Annotated in this window: 18 protein-coding genes, 1 tRNA gene and 1 pseudogene; 18 read left to right on the top strand and 2 right to left on the bottom strand. The window is 64.9% G+C overall.

Annotated features, from left to right (window positions below):
- The first annotated feature begins 39 nt into the window (after positions 1–39).
- From ldtR to ACHMWQ_RS14690, 11 genes are all read left to right on the top strand, one after another.
- On the top strand, positions 40–552 hold the full coding sequence (gene ldtR / locus ACHMWQ_RS14640; RefSeq protein WP_354549037.1) for a transcriptional regulator LdtR: 513 nt from the start codon (positions 40–42) through the stop codon (positions 550–552).
- Positions 553–904: 352 nt separating this feature from the next.
- A complete protein-coding gene (locus ACHMWQ_RS14645) occupies positions 905–2197 on the top strand; it encodes a L,D-transpeptidase family protein (protein ID WP_354549038.1) in 1293 nt (430 codons plus the stop codon).
- Positions 2198–2376: 179 nt separating this feature from the next.
- On the top strand, positions 2377–3684 hold the full coding sequence (glyA, locus tag ACHMWQ_RS14650) for a serine hydroxymethyltransferase (protein WP_354549039.1): 1308 nt from the start codon (positions 2377–2379) through the stop codon (positions 3682–3684).
- Between the two features lie 12 nt (positions 3685–3696).
- On the top strand, positions 3697–4176 hold the full coding sequence (nrdR, locus tag ACHMWQ_RS14655; RefSeq protein WP_266333276.1) for a transcriptional regulator NrdR: 480 nt from the start codon (positions 3697–3699) through the stop codon (positions 4174–4176).
- Between the two features lie 43 nt (positions 4177–4219).
- Positions 4220–5359 (top strand): bifunctional diaminohydroxyphosphoribosylaminopyrimidine deaminase/5-amino-6-(5-phosphoribosylamino)uracil reductase RibD, encoded by a 1140-nt coding sequence (gene ribD, locus ACHMWQ_RS14660; protein WP_396308013.1) that lies wholly within the window; start codon positions 4220–4222, stop codon positions 5357–5359.
- Positions 5360–5361: 2 nt separating this feature from the next.
- A complete protein-coding gene (locus ACHMWQ_RS14665; RefSeq protein ID WP_396308014.1) occupies positions 5362–5973 on the top strand; it encodes a riboflavin synthase in 612 nt (203 codons plus the stop codon).
- Between the two features lie 179 nt (positions 5974–6152).
- Entirely contained in the window at positions 6153–6605 is a 453-nt protein-coding gene (gene ribH, locus ACHMWQ_RS14670) for a 6,7-dimethyl-8-ribityllumazine synthase (protein WP_354549043.1), read from the top strand.
- A 2-nt stretch (positions 6606–6607) separates the two neighbouring features.
- Positions 6608–7129, top strand: coding sequence for a transcription antitermination factor NusB (gene nusB / locus ACHMWQ_RS14675; protein ID WP_396308015.1), 522 nt, complete (start codon positions 6608–6610; stop codon positions 7127–7129).
- 38 nt (positions 7130–7167) lie between these two features.
- Complete coding sequence (gene thiL, locus ACHMWQ_RS14680; protein WP_396308016.1) at positions 7168–8127, top strand: thiamine-phosphate kinase; 960 nt, start codon at positions 7168–7170, stop codon at positions 8125–8127.
- Between the two features lie 77 nt (positions 8128–8204).
- Positions 8205–9437, top strand: coding sequence for an MFS transporter (locus tag ACHMWQ_RS14685; protein WP_396308017.1), 1233 nt, complete (start codon positions 8205–8207; stop codon positions 9435–9437).
- 135 nt (positions 9438–9572) lie between these two features.
- A complete protein-coding gene (locus tag ACHMWQ_RS14690) occupies positions 9573–11720 on the top strand; it encodes a sodium-translocating pyrophosphatase (RefSeq protein WP_354549048.1) in 2148 nt (715 codons plus the stop codon).
- A gap of 84 nt (positions 11721–11804) precedes the next feature.
- On the opposite strand, the gene ACHMWQ_RS14695 is transcribed toward ACHMWQ_RS14690, so the two are convergent.
- Complete coding sequence (locus ACHMWQ_RS14695; protein ID WP_354549050.1) at positions 11805–12320, bottom strand: outer membrane protein assembly factor BamE; 516 nt, start codon at positions 12318–12320, stop codon at positions 11805–11807.
- A 169-nt stretch (positions 12321–12489) separates the two neighbouring features.
- Here ACHMWQ_RS14695 and ACHMWQ_RS14700 point away from each other — a divergent pair, with 169 nt between their 5' ends.
- From ACHMWQ_RS14700 to ACHMWQ_RS14730, 7 genes and pseudogenes are all read left to right on the top strand, one after another.
- Entirely contained in the window at positions 12490–13041 is a 552-nt protein-coding gene (locus tag ACHMWQ_RS14700) for a ubiquinol-cytochrome C chaperone family protein (RefSeq protein WP_396308018.1), read from the top strand.
- On the top strand, positions 13041–13577 hold the full coding sequence (locus tag ACHMWQ_RS14705) for a YceD family protein (protein ID WP_396308019.1): 537 nt from the start codon (positions 13041–13043) through the stop codon (positions 13575–13577). The genes ACHMWQ_RS14700 and ACHMWQ_RS14705 overlap by 1 nt, the downstream gene beginning before the upstream one ends.
- Before the next feature lie 127 nt (positions 13578–13704).
- Positions 13705–14775, top strand: a complete 1071-nt coding sequence (plsX, locus tag ACHMWQ_RS14710) for a phosphate acyltransferase PlsX (protein WP_354549054.1) — start codon at positions 13705–13707, stop codon at positions 14773–14775.
- Positions 14772–15749 (top strand): beta-ketoacyl-ACP synthase III, encoded by a 978-nt coding sequence (locus tag ACHMWQ_RS14715; RefSeq protein ID WP_354549055.1) that lies wholly within the window; start codon positions 14772–14774, stop codon positions 15747–15749. The genes plsX and ACHMWQ_RS14715 overlap by 4 nt, the downstream gene beginning before the upstream one ends.
- A gap of 123 nt (positions 15750–15872) precedes the next feature.
- Positions 15873–16202 (top strand): integration host factor subunit alpha, encoded by a 330-nt coding sequence (locus ACHMWQ_RS14720; protein WP_266342306.1) that lies wholly within the window; start codon positions 15873–15875, stop codon positions 16200–16202.
- 41 nt (positions 16203–16243) lie between these two features.
- Positions 16244–16487: pseudogene (locus ACHMWQ_RS14725) on the top strand (MerR family transcriptional regulator); the annotation flags it as partial.
- A 913-nt stretch (positions 16488–17400) separates the two neighbouring features.
- Positions 17401–17477 (top strand) — tRNA-Pro (locus ACHMWQ_RS14730).
- 527 nt (positions 17478–18004) lie between these two features.
- Here the strand turns inward: ACHMWQ_RS14730 and ACHMWQ_RS14735 are convergent.
- On the bottom strand, positions 18005–18703 hold the full coding sequence (locus tag ACHMWQ_RS14735) for an outer membrane protein (RefSeq protein ID WP_396308020.1): 699 nt from the start codon (positions 18701–18703) through the stop codon (positions 18005–18007).
- Positions 18704–19321 lie beyond the last annotated feature (618 nt).

The following is a 19321-nucleotide window of genomic DNA, read 5'->3' on the forward strand; positions in this document are numbered from 1 at the left end:
TGAGAACAATACTTGCCGCGGAACCAAGAGGCAGAGAAGATGATCAGCGCAATGCGGGCAGTCGAAACGGTCGCCAAGCCCCAGTCTACTTCGGAACTCAAGCCGCTTTACATGGAGGCTGTAACGCTCGTCGAGCGCCTGCACCGCCGCCTTCTCGATGTCGTCAAGGACGAGTTCGACCGCGAAGGTCGCTCCGACATCAATAGCGTCCAGGCGCTGCTGCTGTTCAACATCGGCGATGCCGAACTGACCGCCGGCGAACTGCGCACCCGCGGCTACTATCTCGGCTCCAACGTTTCCTACAATCTCAAGAAGCTGGTCGAGATGGGCTACATCCATCATCAGCGTTCGCGGATGGATCGCCGTTCGGTCCGCGTCAGCCTGACCGAGAAGGGCCAGGAAGTCGCCGCGATCGTCGGCGGCGTCTATGAGCGCCATATGAAGTCGATCGAGCAGGTCGGCGGCATCGCGGTCGATGACTTCCAGCAGCTCAACCGCTCGCTGCAGCGCCTCGAGCGCTTCTGGACCGACCAGATCCTCTATCGCCTCTGAGAACGGACCGCCTGACCTTCCAAAAGCCCCGGCCGCCCCTGCCGGGGCTTTTGCACGTTCGGGCTCTTGTGAACGCGGCGGTAACCATCGCGATGCAACATGGTGGGGCGGTGCTGCAATGCAGCGCTGTGACATGAAAGCGCCATACTGCCATGAAACCCAAAGACATACGGATCAAGCCGTGTCCTGTGCCGTGATCGGCTGTATGGAGACCGCTTGCGGCGTGCTCATCGGGCCGGTTGTAGCAGATGTGTTTTCAGGGTTCGCGGCGCGTACTAGCCGCAGTCGAAGATCGGGGGCTGGCGACGAGGTCGCGGGCTCCCTGTACCAGCGAGCTTCCAGAAGTATCGACATGACCGGATCAAAGAACACCACTCTCCTTCCTGCCACCGCCATGACGCGCCGTGGCGCGTTGCGCTCGATCGCCGGCGCGCTTGCCGCATCGGTCGCGATGCCGCTCGCCGCGTTTGCCCAGGATGTCGATCCGATCAACCAGGTGCTGCAGAGCGGCAGCGGCGACTGGTCGGACGGCTTTGACGCCGCCTCGAACGGGGCAGCCTCGGTCCGCACTTCGGCGCCGATCCTGTCGCCCGACACGGCCCAGGCCGTCGAATACGCGATCCAGAATTACACCGACATCGTCGCCCGCGGCGGTTGGCCGATGGTTCCGGCCGACAAGAAGCTCAGCCTCGGCCTGCGCGACCCGAACGTCGTCATCCTCCGGCAGCGCCTGACCGTTTCCGGCGACCTCGCCGCCGGCGCCGGCAATTCACAGACCTTCGATTCCTATGTCGACGCGGGTCTCCGCCGATTCCAGGCCCGTCACGGCCTGCCGGCCGACGGCGTCGCGGGCCAGTCGACCATCAACATGATGAACGTTCCGGCCGATGTCCGCCTCGGTCAGCTGCAGACCAATCTGGTCCGGCTGCGCTCCATGTCGGGCTTCCTCGGCGAACGCTATGTGATGATCAACATCCCGGCCGCCGCGATCGAGGTGGTCGAGAACGGCCGCGTCATCTCGCGTCACACCGCCGTCGTCGGCAAGGTCGATCGGCCCACGCCGGTGCTCGCCACCAAGATTTACCGCATCAGCTTCAATCCGAACTGGACCGTGCCGGCGTCGATCATCCGCAAGGACCTGATCCCGCTGATGCAGAAGTCGCCGGATTACCTGACGAAGAAGCATATCCGCATCTTCGACTCGGCCGGCGTCGAAGTGCCGCCCGAGTCGATCGACTGGAACACCGACCAGGCCACCAAGGGCTACATGTTCCGGCAGGATCCGGGCGACTTCAACTCGCTCGGCAGCGTGCGCATCTCGTTCCACAATGACGAGCAGGTGTACATGCACGACACGCCGCAGAAGGACATCTTCGGTCGCGAGCAGCGCTTCGATTCGTCGGGCTGCATCCGCGTGCAGAACATCCGCCAGGTCATCGGCTGGCTGCTGCGCGACACGCCGGAATTCCCGCGCGAGCGAATCGACGCGATCTTCAAGTCGGGCGAGCAGGTGAACGTCAATCCGAAGCCGGAAATGCCGCTTTACCTGCAATATATCAGCGCCTGGGCGATGGCCGACGGCGTCACCCACTTCCGCGATGACATCTACAATCGCGACGGTATCGGCCAGCTGGCGCTACAATAGGTCGCTGGCACACCGGAAAATCAGTCGTTTCGCGCCGTAAGGGCGAAACGACCCTCGTGAATTGAAGGGCCGATGAGGCCCTTTTTCTTGGCGTCTACCCCTACATATGGTACGCCGCCCGGGTTCCGGCCGTGCCGTCATTGGCACATATCCGGTACCGCCAACAGGATGGACCGCCCATGTCTCTGACGGATCGCGCTGACAGCCTTTCCTCGACCGCCGCTTTCTTCAACCGGACGCTTGCCCAGGCCGATCCGGAAATTGCCGATGCGATCGGCAAGGAACTCGGTCGCCAGCAGCATGAAATCGAGCTGATTGCTTCGGAAAACATCGTCTCGCGCGCCGTTCTGGAAGCGCAGGGTTCGGTGCTGACCAACAAGTATGCCGAGGGCTATCCGGGCAAGCGCTACTATGGCGGTTGCGAATTCGTCGACATCGTCGAGACGCTCGCCATCGAGCGCGCCAAGAAGCTGTTCGATTGCCAGTTCGTCAACGTGCAGCCGAATTCCGGCAGCCAGATGAACCAGGCCGTGTTCCTGGCGCTGCTGCAGCCGGGCGACACCTTCATGGGCCTGGACCTCGCCGCCGGCGGACATCTGACGCACGGCTCGCAGGTCAATATGTCCGGCAAGTGGTTCAAGGTGGCGCCCTATGGCGTGCGCCGCGAGGACCAGCTGCTCGACTATGCAGAGATCCAGCGCATCGCCGAAGAGACCAAGCCGAAGCTGATCATCGCCGGCGGCACGGCCTATTCGCGCATCTGGGACTTCCAGCGCTTCCGCGAAATCGCCGATTCGGTCGGCGCCTACCTGATGGTCGACATGGCGCATTTCGCCGGCCTCGTCGCCGGTGGCGCGCATCCGTCGCCGCTGCCGCATGCGCATGTCGTCACCACGACGACGCACAAGTCGCTGCGCGGCCCGCGCGGCGGCATGATCCTGACCAATGACGAGGCGATCGCCAAGAAGATCAACTCGGCCGTTTTCCCGGGACTGCAGGGCGGCCCGCTCATGCACGTCATCGCCGCCAAGGCCGTGGCCTTCGCCGAAGCGCTGCGTCCGGACTTCAAGGACTACGCGAACAGCGTCGTCGAAAATGCTCGTGCGCTTGCAGAAACGCTCAAGGGCTCTGGCTTCGACATCGTCTCGGGCGGCACCGACAACCACCTGATGCTGGTCGACCTGCGGCCGAAGCAGGTCAAGGGCAACGTGTCCGAGAAGGCGCTCGTCCGTGCCGGCCTGACCTGCAACAAGAACGGCATTCCCTACGATCCGGAGAAGCCCTTCGTCACCTCCGGCATCCGTCTGGGAACGCCGGCCGCGACGACGCGTGGCTTCGGCGTGGCCGAGTTCCAGGAAGTTGGTCGCCTGATCGCCGAGGTTCTCGGCGCCGTGTCGCAGTCGGAAGACGGCTCCGCTCCGCTCGTGGAAGCGTCGGTCAAGGAGCGTGTCCATGCTCTGACCGCTCGCTTCCCGATCTATTCCTGATCGGGGAAATCCATGCGTTGTCCCTATTGCGGTAGCGACGACACGCAGGTGAAGGACTCCCGCCCGTCGGAGGACAATACGTCCATCCGGCGGCGGCGGGTCTGCGCGGATTGCGGCGGTCGTTTCACGACCTTCGAGCGGATTCAGCTGCGCGAGCTGATCGTTCTGAAGAAGAGCGGCCGGCGCGTTCCGTTCGATCGCGATAAGCTGATGCGTTCGGTCCAGGTCGCGTTGCGCAAGCGGCCGGTGGATCCCGATCGCGTCGAGCGGATGATCAACGGCGTCGTCCGCCAGCTGGAAAGCAGCGGCGAGAGCGAGATCAATGCCGAGCAGATCGGCGTCTATGTCATGGAGGCGCTGAAGGGCCTCGACGACGTCGCCTATGTGCGGTTCGCCTCGGTCTATCGCAATTTCCGCGAGGCCAAGGACTTCTCCGCCGTGCTGGACGAGCTTTCGTCCCAGGACCTGCCGGAAGACGACGAACGGGACTAGGACGCCGCGCGCGGCGTCGCTCGAACGATCTGCGGGGTATGGTATGGCGACAGAGCGAGCGGGCAATGTGGATGCCGAGATGGACCGCCGGCTGATGGCCGTGGCGCTCCGTTTCGGCCGGCGCAATCTCGGCTCGACGGCGCCCGCGCCGCCGGTCGGCGCGCTCGTCGTCGGCCAGGAAGGCGACGAGCCCGTCATCCTTGGCCGCGGCACGACCTCTGCCGGGGGCACGACCCACGCCGAGATCGACGCACTCGCCATGGCGGGCGAATTCGCACGCGGCGCGACGGTCTACACCACTCTCGAGCCCTCGCCGGATCCCAACAACGGTCCCTCCGACGTCGCCGCCCTGATCGAGGCGGGCGTGACGCGGGTCGTCAGCGCTCTCGAAAGCCCCGATCCACGCATGGCGGGCCGTGGCCACGCACAATTGCGCGATGCCGGCATCGCCGTCACCACGGGCGTGCTCGGCGACGAGGCGCGGCGACTGGTGGCAGGGCCGATTTCCGTCCTCAACCAGGGCCGGCCGCACATCACGCTCAAGCTGGCGGTTTCCGCCGATGGCATGATCGGCCGCCTGGCGGGCGAGCGGATGCTGGTATCGGGCCGCGAGGCCTTTGCGCGGCTGCAAACGATGCGCATCGAGGCGGATGCGACGCTGATCGGCATCGGTACCGCCATGGTCGACGATCCGAGCCTGACGGTGCGCGTCCCCGGATTGCGGGCGCACTCGCCGATCCGCGTCGTCCTCGACACCCAAGCGCGGCTGTCGCCGAAATCGTCGCTGGTGAAGAGCGCGGCCGAGACGGCGCTCTGGGTCATCTGCAGCGCCGAGGCGCCGCTTGTCCAACGCCAGGCCTTGATGGACGCCGGAGTCGAGGTTCTGCCGGTCGGTACGGGCTCGGGCGGCGTCGATATCGAGGCGGCCATGCGCCTGCTGGCCGAGCGCGGCGTCACGCGTCTGCTCGCCGAGGGCGGCGCGAAGGTCGCGGCCTCGCTGCTGGGGCGCGGCCTGCTAGACGAGGTGGTCCTGTTTCACGCGCCGGTCGTGGTCGGGCCGGATGGCGTCCGGGCGCTGGCTGGCGGCGCGCTCTCGGCGATCGAGCGCAGTCCGCGCTTCCGCCGCGTCGAGGAAGCGCGCCTCGGCGAAGACCGAATGGTTCGCTACGAAAGGGCAGTCTGAGCATGTTCACGGGCATCATCACCGACGTCGGCAAGGTCGCGGCGGTCGAGCGGCGCAATGACGTCAACAAGATCACCATCGACAGCCGCTATGACGCGGCCTCGATCGCCATCGGCGCTTCGATCGCCTGCGCCGGCGTCTGCCTGACGGTGATCTCGATCGATCCGCAGCCGAATGGCCGCACCTTCTTCGACGTCGAGGCGGCGCCGGAAACGCTGGCGCTGACCGAAGTCGGCAACTGGGAAGCGGGCGAGGCGATCAACCTGGAGCGCGCGCTGAAGCTTGGCGACGAACTCGGCGGCCATATGGTTTCCGGCCATGTCGACGGGCTCGCGACCATCGTCAACCGCGAGGATCTGGGTGAAACGACCCGCTTCGTCTTCGAGGCGCCGGCGAGCCTGGCCCGCTTCATCGCCACCAAGGGTTCGGTCGCGCTCGACGGCACCTCGCTGACGGTCAACTGGGTCGAGGGCAACCAGTTCTCGGTTCTGCTGATCCCCCACACGCTGAGCCCGGATGTCACGACTTGGGGCGCGCGCAAGATCGGCGACCGGGTGCATCTCGAAGTCGATCAGATGGCGCGCTATGTGGCACGGCTGACGGAAGCCGCGTAAGCTGGAAGTTCGAACGGCAGGGTCACGCGGCCATGCCACGCCAAAGCGGCGCCTCAAGTCCTCACCAAGGCGGCGAGGGCGGCGGCTGCGGCGTCTTTTCCCTTTACACAGCATGGACCCGCGTGGTTCACCTGCCGCCCGTTCCTATCCGGGTGACCGGTCAAAGTGAGAGCCTCAACATGAGCGAATCGGCCCCCCATCTCCTCGTCATCGACGCCCGTTTCTACGACGAGATTTCGGACGAACTGTTCAATGGCGCCAAGCTCGCCATCGAGGCTGCCGGCGCGACGTTCGATCGCGTGTCGGTTCCCGGCGTGCTCGAGATCCCGGCTGCCCTTTCCATGGCGCTGGCCGCGATGGACGAAGACGAAGTCAGCTATGACGGCTTCGTGGTGCTCGGCTGCGTGATCCGCGGCGAGACCTCGCATTACGACATCGTCGCGAACGAGTCGGCCCGCGCCATCATGGACATGGCCGTGATCGAATCGCTGGCGATCGGCAATGGCATCCTGACCGTCGAGAACGACGCGCAGGCCTATGCCCGCGCCCGCGTCAGCGAGAAGAACAAGGGCGGCGCCGCCGCCGAGGCCGCGCTCGCCATGGTCGCCCTTCGCACCAAATTCGGCCTCTGATCATGACCACCGCTGACAACGCCCCGCCATCGCCGCGGATGTTCCGTCCGGCAAACCAGCGGGGCGCGGCCCGGCTTGCGGCCGTTCAGGCGCTCTACCAGCTTGATGTCGGCGGGGCCGCGCTGACGGAGGTCGTCGCCGAATTCGAGAACTATCGCCTCGGCAAGGAAGTCGATGGCGACCAGTATCGCGATGCGGACGCCGCCTTCTTCCGCGACATCATCGCCGGCGTCGTGCGCGAGCAGCGCAACCTCGACCCGGCGATCCATGTCTCGCTGACCTCGGACTGGCCGCTGAAGCGCATAGACGTGACGCTCCGCGCCATCCTGCGCTGCGGCGCGTACGAACTGATGGGCCGCAAGGACGTCCCGGCGCGCGTCGTCATCACCGAATATGTCGACATCGCCCGCGCCTTCTTCGGCGTCGGCGATGAGCCGCGCATGGTCAATGGCGTCCTCGACACCGTGGCCCGCCGGCTGCGGGCCGACGAGTTCACCGACGAGCCGCAAGTCGACAAGGGCTGAGCATGCCGGAGCGGGGGGAACGTCCCGGCGAGTTCGGAATGATCGCCCGCTATCTCCGCCCGCTGGCGGATGATCCCGGCGCCTTCGGCCTGACCGACGACGCGGCGCTGCTGCGTCCGGAGCCCGGTTTCGACCTGGTCCTGACCAAGGACATGGTCGCGGCCGGGGTTCATTTCTTTCCCGACGATCCGCCGGAATCGATTGCCCGCAAGGCGCTTCGGGTCAATCTTTCTGACCTCGCCGCCAAGGGCGCGACGCCGATCGGCTATCTGCTCGGCCTGGCGCTGCCGGCCGACTGGACGGAAGACTGGATGGCCGGTTTTTCGGCGGGTCTTGCCGAAGACCAGCGGCGCTACGGCATTCCGCTTCTCGGCGGTGACACGGTCAAATCCCCGGACGGGCTGATGCTCTCCGTCACGGCGCTTGGCCAGGTGCCGGCGGGCAGCATCGTCCGCCGCGCCGGCGCGGCGCTTGGCGACGTCATCGTCGTGTCCGGCACGATCGGCGACGCGGCGCTGGGCCTGCGGCTGCGTCTGGGCACGATAGACGGCAGCGCGGCGGGCGAGGGCGCTTCCCACCTGCTCGACCGCTACCTGCATCCCCAGCCTCGCCTGGGGCTAGCGGAAGCCGTCCGCAGCTTCGCCTCCGCCTCGCTGGACATTTCGGACGGGCTGATCGGCGACCTCGGCCATATCACCCGCACCTCGGGCGTCTCGGCCGTCGTCGAGGCGGCGCGCGTGCCGCTCTCCGATGCCGCCCGGGCGTTAATCGCCGCCGACCCGACCGCGTTTGCGAGCATCGTGACTGGTGGCGACGACTACGAGATCCTGACCACCATGCCGGAAGCCCGGTTTGCCGCCTATCGGGCGGCCGCCGATCGCGCCGGCATACGCGTCGCGGTGATCGGTCGCATCGTCGAGGGGCAGGGGCCGCCGGTCGTGACCGACGCGCAGGGGAACGCCATTTCGCTCGGACGGTCTTCGCACGATCATTTCTGATCGCCCCACGCTTTTCTGCTAGACGATTTTGCCTCGACGTAGCGCTGCCGATTCCGGGCGGGCGCAGGAGAGCGCTCGTGGATACCCAGAATTCCGTCGAACTGGATCGTCAGGTCCGCCGCAATGCCGTCGTGCTGATGGCGGCCAATGCGGTCAACGCCTCCATCCTGCCCATTGCGGTGACGCTGGGCGGCCTTGCCGGCTTCTACCTGCTCGGGGCCGACAAGTCGCTGGCGACGCTGCCCATCACCGCCTCCACCGTGGGCGCGGCGCTGACCACCATTCCCGCCGCCATGCTGATGAGCCGGATCGGCCGCCGCAAGGGATTTGTGCTGGGAGCTGCCCCCGCCATCCTAGGCGGCCTGCTGGCGGTGTTCGCGTTGCTGCAGGGCTCGTTCTGGCTGTTCGTCGCCTCGCTCTTCCTGGTCGGCATGTCGGGCGCCTTCAACCAGCAATATCGCTTCGCGGCGATCGACGCCGGCAGCCCGGCGGTGCGCACCAAGGCGATGTCGCTGGTGATGGCCGGCGGCATGTTCTCCGGCATCATCGGCCCGCAGACGGTGATCTTCACCAATGACTGGTTGAGCCCGATTATGTTTGCCGGCAGCTTCCTCGCGGCGGCGATCCTGGGCTGTATCGGTCTGCTGATCGCGAGCCTGTTGCGGGATGTCGCGCCGCCGCCTACGCATGCGGCAAGGCTGCTGAATGCATCGGGAGGACGGCCGCTTGCCGTGATTGCGCGCCAGCCTCGCTTCATCGCGGCAGTCCTTTGCGCGATCTCGTCCTACGCGCTGATGAGCCTCGTCATGACGGCGGCGCCGCTTGCCATGATCGGCTGCGGCCTGACCCAGAGCGACGCCGCATTGGGCATCCAGTGGCATGTTCTGGCCATGTACGGACCGAGCTTTTTCACCGGCAAGCTGATCGTTCGATTCGGCAAGGACCGAATCGTCATCGCCGGCATGGCGTTGCTGGTCGCCTGCGCGCTTGTCGGCATCACCGGAATTACGCTGGCGCACTTCTGGATCACGCTGATCCTGCTCGGCTTCGGCTGGAACTTCGGCTTCATCGGCGCCACGGCGATGCTGGCGGAAACCTATCGCCCCGAAGAACGCGGCAAAGTACAGGGTCTGAATGATTTCCTTGTCTTAGGGTCAGCAGCTACAGCATCCTTACTCTCCGGCAAGCTGATCGGCGGACCGGGCTGGGCCTTCATCAACATGATCGTATTCCCGGTTGTGATGTTGAGCCTCGCGGCACTGGCCTGGTCGTTCTGGCTGCAAAGAACGGCCGGCAGGGAGAAAGCTTGACCGCGTCGTAAAGCCGTTCTCAACTCGCTTTACGGGGGGAAAAGCTGGGAGGAACGCTGCTCTTTCCCGCCGCACGGTTCAGCCGGCGCGGCGTCCTCGGACGGCCGTCAGAAACGGGCCGGCCAGAGGAGGAATGTGGACGTGATCTATCTCATAATTCTATGTGCGTTGCTTGCGCTCGCCTATGGCGTGTGGGCGACCCGTTCGGTCCTCGCGGCCGACGCCGGCTCTGCCAGAATGCAGGAAATCGCCGCTGCGGTGCGGGAAGGCGCCAGCGCCTATCTGCGGCGGCAATACATGACCATCGCCATCGTCGGCGTGGTGATCTTCGTCATCGTCGCCTGGCTGCTGTCGCTGACCGTTGCGATCGGTTTCGCGATCGGCGCCATTCTTTCCGGCCTCGCCGGCTTCATCGGCATGAACGTGTCCGTTCGCGCCAATGTCCGCACCGCGCAGGCGGCGACCAAGAGCCTCGCCGAGGGCCTCGAGATCGCCTTCAAGTCCGGCGCCATCACCGGCATGCTGGTGGCGGGCCTCGCGCTGCTTGGGGTCGCAGGCTACTACTTCATCCTGACCCGCATCATCGGCCATTCGCCGGATGATCGCATCGTCATCAATGCGCTCGTCTCGCTCGGCTTTGGCGCCTCGCTGATCTCGATCTTCGCCCGCCTCGGCGGCGGCATCTTCACCAAGGGTGCGGACGTCGGCGGCGACCTCGTCGGCAAGGTCGAGGCCGGCATTCCGGAGGACGATCCGCGCAACCCGGCCACCATCGCCGACAATGTCGGCGACAATGTCGGCGATTGCGCCGGCATGGCGGCCGACCTGTTCGAAACCTACGTCGTGACCGTAGTGGCGACGATGGTGCTGGCGGCGATCTTCTTCGCTGCTTCGCCGATCTTCGGCAACATCATGCTCTATCCGCTCGGCATCGGCGCCGTATGCATCCTGACCTCGATCGCCGGCACCTTCTTCGTCAAGCTCGGCGCCAACCAGTCGATCATGGGCGCGCTCTACAAAGGCTTCATTGCCTCGGCGCTGTTGTCGATCATCGGCCTGGCGATCGCGACCCAGTTGCTGATCGGATGGGGCGAGATCGGCACCGCTGCCGGCTTCACCATCACCGGCACCCGCCTGTTCCTGTGCGGCCTCGTCGGCCTCGCGGTCACCGGGCTGATCGTCTGGATCACCGAATACTATACCGGCATCGGCTATCGTCCGGTCCGGTCGATTTCCCAGGCCTCGGTAACCGGCCACGGCACCAACGTGATCCAAGGCCTGGCCGTCTCGCTCGAATCGACGGCGCTTCCGACTCTGGTCATCGTTGCCGGCATCATCTCGACCTATTCGCTGGCGGGCCTGTTCGGCACCGCCGTCGCGGTCTCGACGATGCTGGGGCTGGCCGGCATGGTGGTGGCGCTCGATGCCTTCGGTCCCGTCACCGACAATGCCGGCGGCATCGCCGAAATGGCCGGCCTGCCCAAGGAAGTGCGTAAGTCCACCGATGCGCTCGACGCGGTCGGCAACACCACCAAGGCGGTCACCAAGGGCTATGCCATCGGTTCGGCCGGCCTCGGCGCGCTCGTCCTGTTCGCCGCCTATAATTACGACCTGACCTACTTCATCACCGAGGCGAACAAGGAGGGCTCGACGGCCTTCCAGTACTTCAAGGGCGTCATTCCGGACTTCACCCTCTCCAATCCCTATGTCGTGGTCGGATTGCTGCTGGGCGGCCTGATTCCCTATATCTTTGGCGGCATCACCATGACCGCCGTCGGTCGCGCCGCCGGCGCGATCGTCGAGGAAGTGCGCCGCCAGTTCCGCGACAAGCCGGGCATCATGGCCGGCACGGAGAAGCCGGATTACGGCCGCGCCGTCGATATCCTGACCAAGGCAGCGATCAAGGAAATGGTCGTTCCCTCGCTGCTGCCGGTGCTGGCGCCGATCGTCGTCTATTTCCTGATCTATTGGATCGCCGGAAAGAGCGAGGCCTTCTCGACCGTCGGCGCGATGCTGCTCGGCGTGATCGTGACGGGCCTGTTCGTCGCCATCTCGATGACTTCGGGCGGCGGCGCCTGGGACAATGCCAAGAAGTCGTTCGAGGATGGCTTCGTCGATGCCAACGGGCAGACCCACTACAAGGGGTCGGACGCGCACAAGGCCTCGGTGACGGGTGATACCGTCGGCGACCCCTACAAGGACACGGCCGGTCCGGCCGTCAATCCGGCGATCAAGATCACGAACATCGTGGCCTTGCTGCTGCTGGCCGTCCTCGCGCAGTAGGGCAGGCTCGCCTACGCAAAGAAAAAGGCCCTCTCCGCGACGCGGGGAGGGCCTTTTGATTCGTTTCGCCGGAGCGGCTCGGTGTTAGCCGCCGAACGGATTGGCGCCCATGCCGACGGTTCCGGTGAGGACCTGCTCGAGGAAGCCCTGGTCCTTGCCGCCGGTCGGCGTCGTCTGGCTGACGTAGTCGAAGATCTTGCCGTCCTGGATGCCGTAATTGGCGACCTTTTCGACTTCGTTCTTCTTGTTGAAATAGACGGCCAGGATCTTCTGGTCGACGACCTTGCGGTTCATGAAGGCGACCGGACGCTTGCGGGTCTGGCTGATGTAATAATAGACCTCGCCGTCATATTCCGCCGAAGTCGACGGCGACCCGAGCACGATCTGGACCTGCTCGCGGCTGGCGCCGACCGGTACCTGCTCGACCGCGTTGCGCGGGGGAACATAGCCGGACTGATACGTCTCGTTCAGGCCGCCAAGCCCGCCGGCGCCGCTTGCAATCTTCGTGCACGCGCCGAGCGAAACGATCGCAACCGCCGCCAGCATGCCAACGCTGGCGCGCCGCACGATGGGGCTGACTGCCAAGCGCCGATCTCTCATGCTGAACTCCATTCCATTCTCCTCGCCCAGTCACTGGGTTGGCATTCTCCCTAGCGTGCGCTAGGGCTCGTGGCAATCATCCTTGCAAGGGCAACGGGCAGCACCATCTCTGGCAGGAGAGCGCCGCCCCCATGCCCAAGCTGACCAACCAGATTTGGAGATCGGTCGAATGTTCCGCCGCCTGTTCACTCGCAATCGCAGGAACGAGGCCATAGCATATTCGCTTTACGGCGCCATCGTGGCGCAGGCACGGCAACCTGCGCTCTATACCGAATTCGCCGTGCCGGATACGCTGGATGGCCGTTTCGACATGATCGTCCTGCATGGGTTCCTGCTGTTCCACCGACTCAAGGACGAGACCTCCGAAGACCGGCAGGTCGGCCAGGATGTGTTCGACATCTTCCTCAAGGACATGGACGGCACGCTGCGTGAAATGGGTGTCGGCGATATTTCCGTGCCCAAGAAGCTGAAGAAGATGGCCGAAGCCTTCTTCGGCCGCATTCGCGCCTATGACGAGGCGTTGCTGTCCGGCGAGCGGGCCAAGCTCGTCGATGCAATCGAGCGCAACGTGTTCCCGGACGGCGCCCCGGCAGGCGTGGGCGAGCGCATCGCGGACTATGTCGAGGCGGCCGTCGTGGCGCTTGCGGCGCAGCCGCTGCCGGTGATTCTCTCCGGCAAACTCGACTATTCCTCCCTTCCCACACCCTCCGCGGCGGCATGATGACTGAGCTTTCCCTGACCCGAAATATCGACGTCTCGCATCTCGGCAATGCCGGCGTGAAGCAGCACATCGTGGCGAACGCGGCCGAGCGGCAGAACCTGCAGACGGCGTTCGACCTGCTCGGACTGGTATCGCTGGAGGCCGATGTCGAACTGAAGCCCTGGGGCCCGAAGGGCGTCAAGGTGGATGGCCGCCTGCGCGCCGAAGTCGTCCAGGCCTGCGTCGTGACGCTGCAGCCGGTGCCGGCGCATATCGATCACCGATTCTCGCTGAGCTTCCTGCCGCCCGACGCCATTGCCGAGGATCCGAAGACGGTCGCCGAGGCCGAAGTCATCGTCATCTACGATGAGGAAGACCCGCCGGAGCCGCTGGAAGGCCATTCGATCGATTTCGGACCGATCCTGGCCGAGCAGCTGGCGCTGGCGCTCGATCCCTATCCGCGGGCGCCCGGCGCGAGCCTGCAGGATCCGGTGGAAGAGGGCGCGGAAAACGCTGCGTCGCCCTTTGCCGCCCTGTCGAAGCTGCGCGACAAATGATAGCAAAGGGCCATGAATCGGCCACACGGTGATTGAAAGACTGTTGTCTCACCGGCCGAAACAGTTATTTTCCAGCGCCGTCGTCGCCGGGCCTTCGCTCAGAGCGGCCGCGTCGAACAGGGGCGGAATGGTTCAAGCGATTAGAATAGCGATCGACGCGATGGGCGGCGATAACGGCCCCGCGACAGTGCTCGCGGGCGCCGACATAGCCCTCGTGCGTCGTCCCGAGCTGCGCTATCAGCTCTTCGGCGAGGAGAAGGCGGTTCTTCCGCTTCTCGAATCCTACCCACGCGTGAAGGCGGCCTCCACCTTCACGCATTGCGACGTCACCGTTCAGATGGATGACAAGCCCAGCCAGGCCCTGCGCAAGGGCCGCTGGAAATCGTCCATGTGGCGGGCGCTGGAAGCCGTGAAGAAGGGCGAGGCCGATGCCGCGCTCTCCGCCGGCAATACCGGCGCGCTGATGGCGATGTCGAAGTTCTGCCTGCGCACCATGGCCGGAATCGAGCGCCCCGCGCTTGCCGCCATCTGGCCGACCCTGCGCGGCGAGAGCGTCGTGCTCGACGTGGGCGCGACCATCAACGCCGATGCGCAGCAGCTGATCGATTTCGCCATGATGGGCGGCGCGATGGCCCGCGCGCTTCTCGATGTCGAGAAGCCGACCGTCGGCCTGCTCAATATCGGCGTCGAGGAGATGAAGGGCCTCGAGGAGGTCCGCGTCGCCGGGCAGCTCCTGCGCGAGGCCGACCTCAAGCACCTGCGCTATATGGGCTTCGTCGAGGGCGATGATATCGGCAAGGGTACGGTCGACGTCGTCGTCACCGAGGCATTCGCCGGCAACATCGCGCTGAAGACGGCCGAAGGCACCGCTCGCCAGATCTCTACCCATCTGCGCGACGCGATGAGCCGCACCCTCATGGGCAAGATCGGCTACCTGTTTGCCAAGGGCGCGTTCCAGCAGCTTCGCCAGAAGCTGGATCCGCGCGCTTCCAACGGCGCCGTGCTGCTCGGCCTGAACGGAATCGTCATCAAGAGCCATGGCGGCACCGACGGCGTCGGTTTCGCCAATGCCATCGAAGTCGGCTACAGCATGGCCAAGAACGACTTCCTGTCCAAGATCAATCAGGATCTCTCCGACTACCATCGCGCGGGCTTCGCGCGGGGTGTGGCAGCGATCGTCGATGAAGGTGCGATGTGAGTTTCATCCGTTCGGTCGTTCTCGGCTGCGGCAGCTACCTGCCCGAGAAGACCCTGACCAACGCCCAGCTGTCGGAAATGGTGGAAACGTCGGATGACTGGATCGTCCAGCGCACCGGCATCCGCGAACGCCACATCGCCGCCGAAGGCGAGCTGACGTCGGATCTGGCGACGGCCGCTGCGAAGCTGGCGCTGTCCGATGCGGGCCTCACCATCGGCGAGATCGACATGATCATCGTCGCCACTGCCACCCCGGACGATACCTTTCCCGCGACCGCCGTCACCGTCCAGCGTAAGCTCGGCATGGAGCATGGCGCCGCCTTCGACATGCAGGCGGTCTGCTCCGGTTTCGTCTTCGCGCTTTCGACGGCCGACGCGTTCATCCGCGCCAGCCAGGCGAAGCGGATCCTCGTCATCGGCGCGGAAACCTTCTCGCGCATCCTCGACTGGACCGACCGCACCACCTGCGTGCTGTTCGGCGACGGCGCCGGCGCGGTCATCCTCGGGGCCTCCGTCCAGGATGGCACGCGCGAGGACCGCGGCGTGCTGACGACACATCTGCGCTCGGACGGCCGTCACCGCGAAAAGCTCTATGTCGACGGCGGCCCGTCCTCGACGGGCACGGTCGGCCATCTGCGCATGGAGGGCCGCGAGGTCTTCAAGCATGCGGTCGGCATGATCACCGACGTGATCGAGGACGCCTTCCGGGCCACCGGCTACGGCGCCGACGATGTCGACTGGTTCGTGCCGCACCAGGCCAATCTTCGCATCATCGACGGCAGCGCCAAGAAGCTCGGCATCGAGAGCGAAAAGGTCGTGCGCACGGTTTCACTGCACGGCAACACCTCCGCCGCCTCCATCCCGCTCGCTCTCTCGGTCGCGCGCGACGATGGCCGCATCAAGCGCGGCGACCTGATCCTGCTCGAAGCCATGGGTGGCGGCTTCACCTGGGGCTCCGTCCTGCTTCGTTGGTAGGAAATCTGCCATAGATGCCCGCACCTTAGGATCAAGGACGTTGACCGGTCCTTGCTCTGGCAATAGGCTTGCCAATGGGGAAGTGACGTTGGGTCGCCAAGCATAACATCGGGAAACGAGACCATGTCAGGCAAGACTGTCACGCGCGCCGACCTTTGTGAGGCGGTGTATCAGAAGGTGGGATTGTCGCGAACGGAATCCGCCGACCTGGTCGAGTCGGTTCTTGACGAGATCAGCGCGTGTATTGTCCGGGGCGAATCTGTCAAACTGTCGTCATTCGGGTCCTTCCTGGTCCGCTCCAAGGGCGAGCGGGTCGGGCGAAATCCGAAGACGGGCGAAGAAGTTCCGATCGCACCGCGCCGCGTGATGGTCTTCAAGCCCAGCAATGTCCTCAAGCAGAGGATCAACGGCTCACTTGTCCCGAACGGGCATGACACATCCGAGGATGAGTGATCCCGCAGTCGGACGAAGCGGGCGCCGAAGCGTGAGAGTTGATGTCCAAGGGTCCTGACGCGTTCCGGACGATCAGTGAGGTGGCCGAGGAACTCGACCTGCCGCAGCACGTCCTGCGGTTTTGGGAGACCCGGTTTACCCAGATCAAACCGATGAAGCGCGGCGGTGGCCGTCGCTACTATCGCCCCGACGACATCGACCTGCTGCGCGGCATCCGGCGGCTGCTCTATGGCGAAGGCTATACCATCAAGGGCGTGCAGCGGATCCTGAAGGAACAGGGGCCGCGCCATGTGATCGCGGCCGGGCAGGGCATGGGTCTCGATCCAGCGCCCGAGGGCGACGAGCCCGATGATTACGGCGCCGACAGCGCCCAGGACATCGATTTCGAGCCCGCTTCCGATCTCGACGATTTCGACGACGCGCCAGAGCCGGCTGACCATGGCCGTCGCGAGCCGATGTTTGGCGCGCGGGCCGATTCGGCGCCCGAACGCCACCACGCCGCGCCCTCCATCCGCGTCGCCGGCGAAAGGCCGCTGCCCCAGGAGTCATCCTTCCACAGCAGGTCGCAGGCAGAGCCCGCACCGCCTCAGCATTCCCGCATTCCGGCCGCGCCGCCGGATCTGCCGTCCTCGGCCGATGACTATCTTCCGCCCCTGGTAGCCGATCTGCCGTCGCCGCCCGAGCGCGGCGCCGGCTCCGCGCGGGGCGAATCGCCCTATGCGCCTCCGCAGGCTTCCAGCCGCCGCGAGCCGCAGCTTTCGCAGCATCGCCCGCATGGCGGGGACGACGACTATTTGGAGCCGCCGCCGGAGAGGCATTCAGCGCCGCCGGCATCGCCCGCGCGCGCTGCCGAACGCCATGCCGTTGCGCAGCAGCCCGCATCTTCCGGTCTGGGCCATGGCGATCGTGAGCGGCTGCAGGCGACGCTGATGGAGTTGCTGGAGTGCAAGCGCATCCTCGATAACGTGCGCTAGGCCAGGGCGGGCAAGGTGGCCGGCCCTTTTTCCGGCATCGCGCAATCCATCCACTGGAAATGCGCATGGCATGGAGCGCCGGGGTCGAATAGCCGGTGACAAGCGCGCGCGAACCATGCTAACAGCGGCGCATCGGCAGTCGACCAGAGACTGACCGGCGCGGTTCACACCGCTTGAGGGCCAAGGCCCTTGATGGATAAGCGGATTTTCGGATCCGATGGTTACGGAGCGTAGCGCAGCCTGGTAGCGCACTTGTCTGGGGGACAAGGGGTCGCAGGTTCAAATCCTGCCGTTCCGACCAACCACTTACCTCATTGCTTCCAATCGTATCGACAAAGTGGTTTTGGCAGTGTGCGGCTGTCTGCGGGTCAGCGCCCACTTGGCGGATCCTCCATCTGCAATGGCCACTTCCCGTCGACCGATCCCAGCCCGGTGCGGACGGCCCGAAGCGCGAACGCCCCGGACTGCGGGAAGGGTGGGCACCGATCTCCGCATGACGCCAAGTAACGCGACGCCACGTCCGCCATCGACAATGAAGGCAGCCGGAATTTAGTTCCGCCTTAGCTGTGGCATGGCAGAGGCTCGCCCGGCTGCAAAAGAAAGCCCGCGGCGATGCGAAGGCCAGCGGGCGGTCAAGTTCGGGGCGTGGCCAGGGTTCAAAGGCTTCCCCGGCGGCGCATTCTAGCACAGCAGAATTCCAAGGCAGCCATCCCCGGAAACGGTCCATGATCCGCCTGTCGGCGGACGGCGCGCCGCGGCTCATCCATTTCCGGGTTCGGCGGTGGCGGTAGCCACCGCTTTCGACCGGGCGGGACCAAAGGCTCGGGCTCAGAACTTGTAGTTCAGTCCGAGCTTTGCCGTCTGCATCTTCAGATCGACCGGGAACGGGCCGGCGTCGCCAAGGTGAAAGTCCTTCGAGCCCAGATCGGCATAGAGATATTCGACCTTGGCCGTGACATTGCCTGCGAAAGCGTATTCGAAGCCGGCGCCGACCGTCCATCCGGTGAAGGTCTGCGTATCGGAGCCGTGGCTATCAAACGGCACCGGGAATGACTGGGTGAATTGGCTGTCGAGTTCGGTGTTGGCCCAGGCGAAGCCACCTGTGACATAGGGCAGGAAGCGGTCGATGGCATAGCCGGCGCGGCCGCGCACGGTGCCGAAGGATTCCACCTTGGCCTGGTATCCCAGCGAGTAGGGGAAGATGAAGGTGTTGTTGTAGACGGTGTCGTCGGAGAGGTCGGCCCAGGCGGCATCAGCCTCCACGCCGAGAACTACCTTGTTCGAGAACTCGAAATTGTATCCGACTTGTCCACCACCGAAGAAACCATCCGGCTGCGGTGTTTCGACGGGGGCGAAATAGTCACCGTCCGTCTTCGCCCAACCATAGCCGCCATGAACACCGGCGTAGAAGCCCGTCCAGTTGAACGCCTCCGGAAGCGCGACCGGAGCCGGCTCGGGTGCGAGGTCAGCCGCACAGGCAGAAGACGTGACCACGGCAGCGATGGCCGCCAAATAAAGAGCGCGCATGAAATCCCCCCCCCCCTCCACGCGAAAGTTCATCCTTCCCTTAGCTTACGTAGGGGATTTGGCGCTGTAGCGGCCCCGCAACAGGGAAAGGAGATTATGATCCTATTAACCCCGTGCGGCGTTCTTCGTCAGCGCTGATCGCTAGAAGGATTGGCGCCGCGGGATGCCAGACGCAGCGGAAGCCGGCAACTCCGTCGATGAGTCGATGGCTTCGGCAGGACGGGCCACCGGACAAAGGCGGTCTTGTCTGTCCCCAGGCATGTCCGCCGCCGCGACGTTCAAGGTGAAGGAGGAACCATGGCGAGATGGGCAACCATTGGGCCCGTATTTTACTCAACTGCGTCTTAAGCCGGCATCTCTTCTACATCGGCTCAACCTTCGGGCCATTCTCGAGGGGCGCTTTGGACAGTGAGGGGGACATATTGCTTGTGATCGGGGTCACATTTTCCTAGGGTGCATCATAGTTTAGTCAGATTCGCGGATTATGGATTTCATCATGTCTATGATGATCCGATTTTTTGTTGCCAGGCTGCCCGGGAAAACGCGCGATTTCTCCCGGAGTGGCATTTTGTCGAGCTGATTACCGCGCAGTTCTTCCACTCCGGGGACCTCAGATCG

The organism is Kaistia sp. UC242_56, from assembly GCF_044452255.1.
In the GTDB taxonomy this organism is placed as follows: Bacteria; Pseudomonadota; Alphaproteobacteria; order Rhizobiales; family Kaistiaceae; genus Kaistia; species Kaistia defluvii_A.

Excerpts from the sequence above, each read along its gene's own strand:
- ldtR (WP_354549037.1), top strand. The coding sequence starts at position 40 with ATGATCAGCGCAATGCGGGCAGTCGAAACGGTCGCCAAGCCCCAGTCT.
- ACHMWQ_RS14645 (WP_354549038.1), top strand. The coding sequence starts at position 905 with ATGACCGGATCAAAGAACACCACTCTCCTTCCTGCCACCGCCATGACG.
- glyA (WP_354549039.1), top strand. The coding sequence starts at position 2,377 with ATGTCTCTGACGGATCGCGCTGACAGCCTTTCCTCGACCGCCGCTTTC.
- nrdR (WP_266333276.1), top strand. The coding sequence starts at position 3,697 with ATGCGTTGTCCCTATTGCGGTAGCGACGACACGCAGGTGAAGGACTCC.
- ribD (WP_396308013.1), top strand. The coding sequence starts at position 4,220 with ATGGCGACAGAGCGAGCGGGCAATGTGGATGCCGAGATGGACCGCCGG.
- ACHMWQ_RS14665 (WP_396308014.1), top strand. The coding sequence starts at position 5,362 with ATGTTCACGGGCATCATCACCGACGTCGGCAAGGTCGCGGCGGTCGAG.
- ribH (WP_354549043.1), top strand. The coding sequence starts at position 6,153 with ATGAGCGAATCGGCCCCCCATCTCCTCGTCATCGACGCCCGTTTCTAC.
- nusB (WP_396308015.1), top strand. The coding sequence starts at position 6,608 with ATGACCACCGCTGACAACGCCCCGCCATCGCCGCGGATGTTCCGTCCG.
- thiL (WP_396308016.1), top strand. The coding sequence starts at position 7,168 with ATGATCGCCCGCTATCTCCGCCCGCTGGCGGATGATCCCGGCGCCTTC.
- ACHMWQ_RS14695 (WP_354549050.1), bottom strand. The coding sequence starts at position 12,320 with ATGAGAGATCGGCGCTTGGCAGTCAGCCCCATCGTGCGGCGCGCCAGC.
- ACHMWQ_RS14700 (WP_396308018.1), top strand. The coding sequence starts at position 12,490 with ATGTTCCGCCGCCTGTTCACTCGCAATCGCAGGAACGAGGCCATAGCA.
- ACHMWQ_RS14705 (WP_396308019.1), top strand. The coding sequence starts at position 13,041 with ATGACTGAGCTTTCCCTGACCCGAAATATCGACGTCTCGCATCTCGGC.
- plsX (WP_354549054.1), top strand. The coding sequence starts at position 13,705 with ATGGTTCAAGCGATTAGAATAGCGATCGACGCGATGGGCGGCGATAAC.
- ACHMWQ_RS14720 (WP_266342306.1), top strand. The coding sequence starts at position 15,873 with ATGTCAGGCAAGACTGTCACGCGCGCCGACCTTTGTGAGGCGGTGTAT.
- ACHMWQ_RS14735 (WP_396308020.1), bottom strand. The coding sequence starts at position 18,703 with ATGCGCGCTCTTTATTTGGCGGCCATCGCTGCCGTGGTCACGTCTTCT.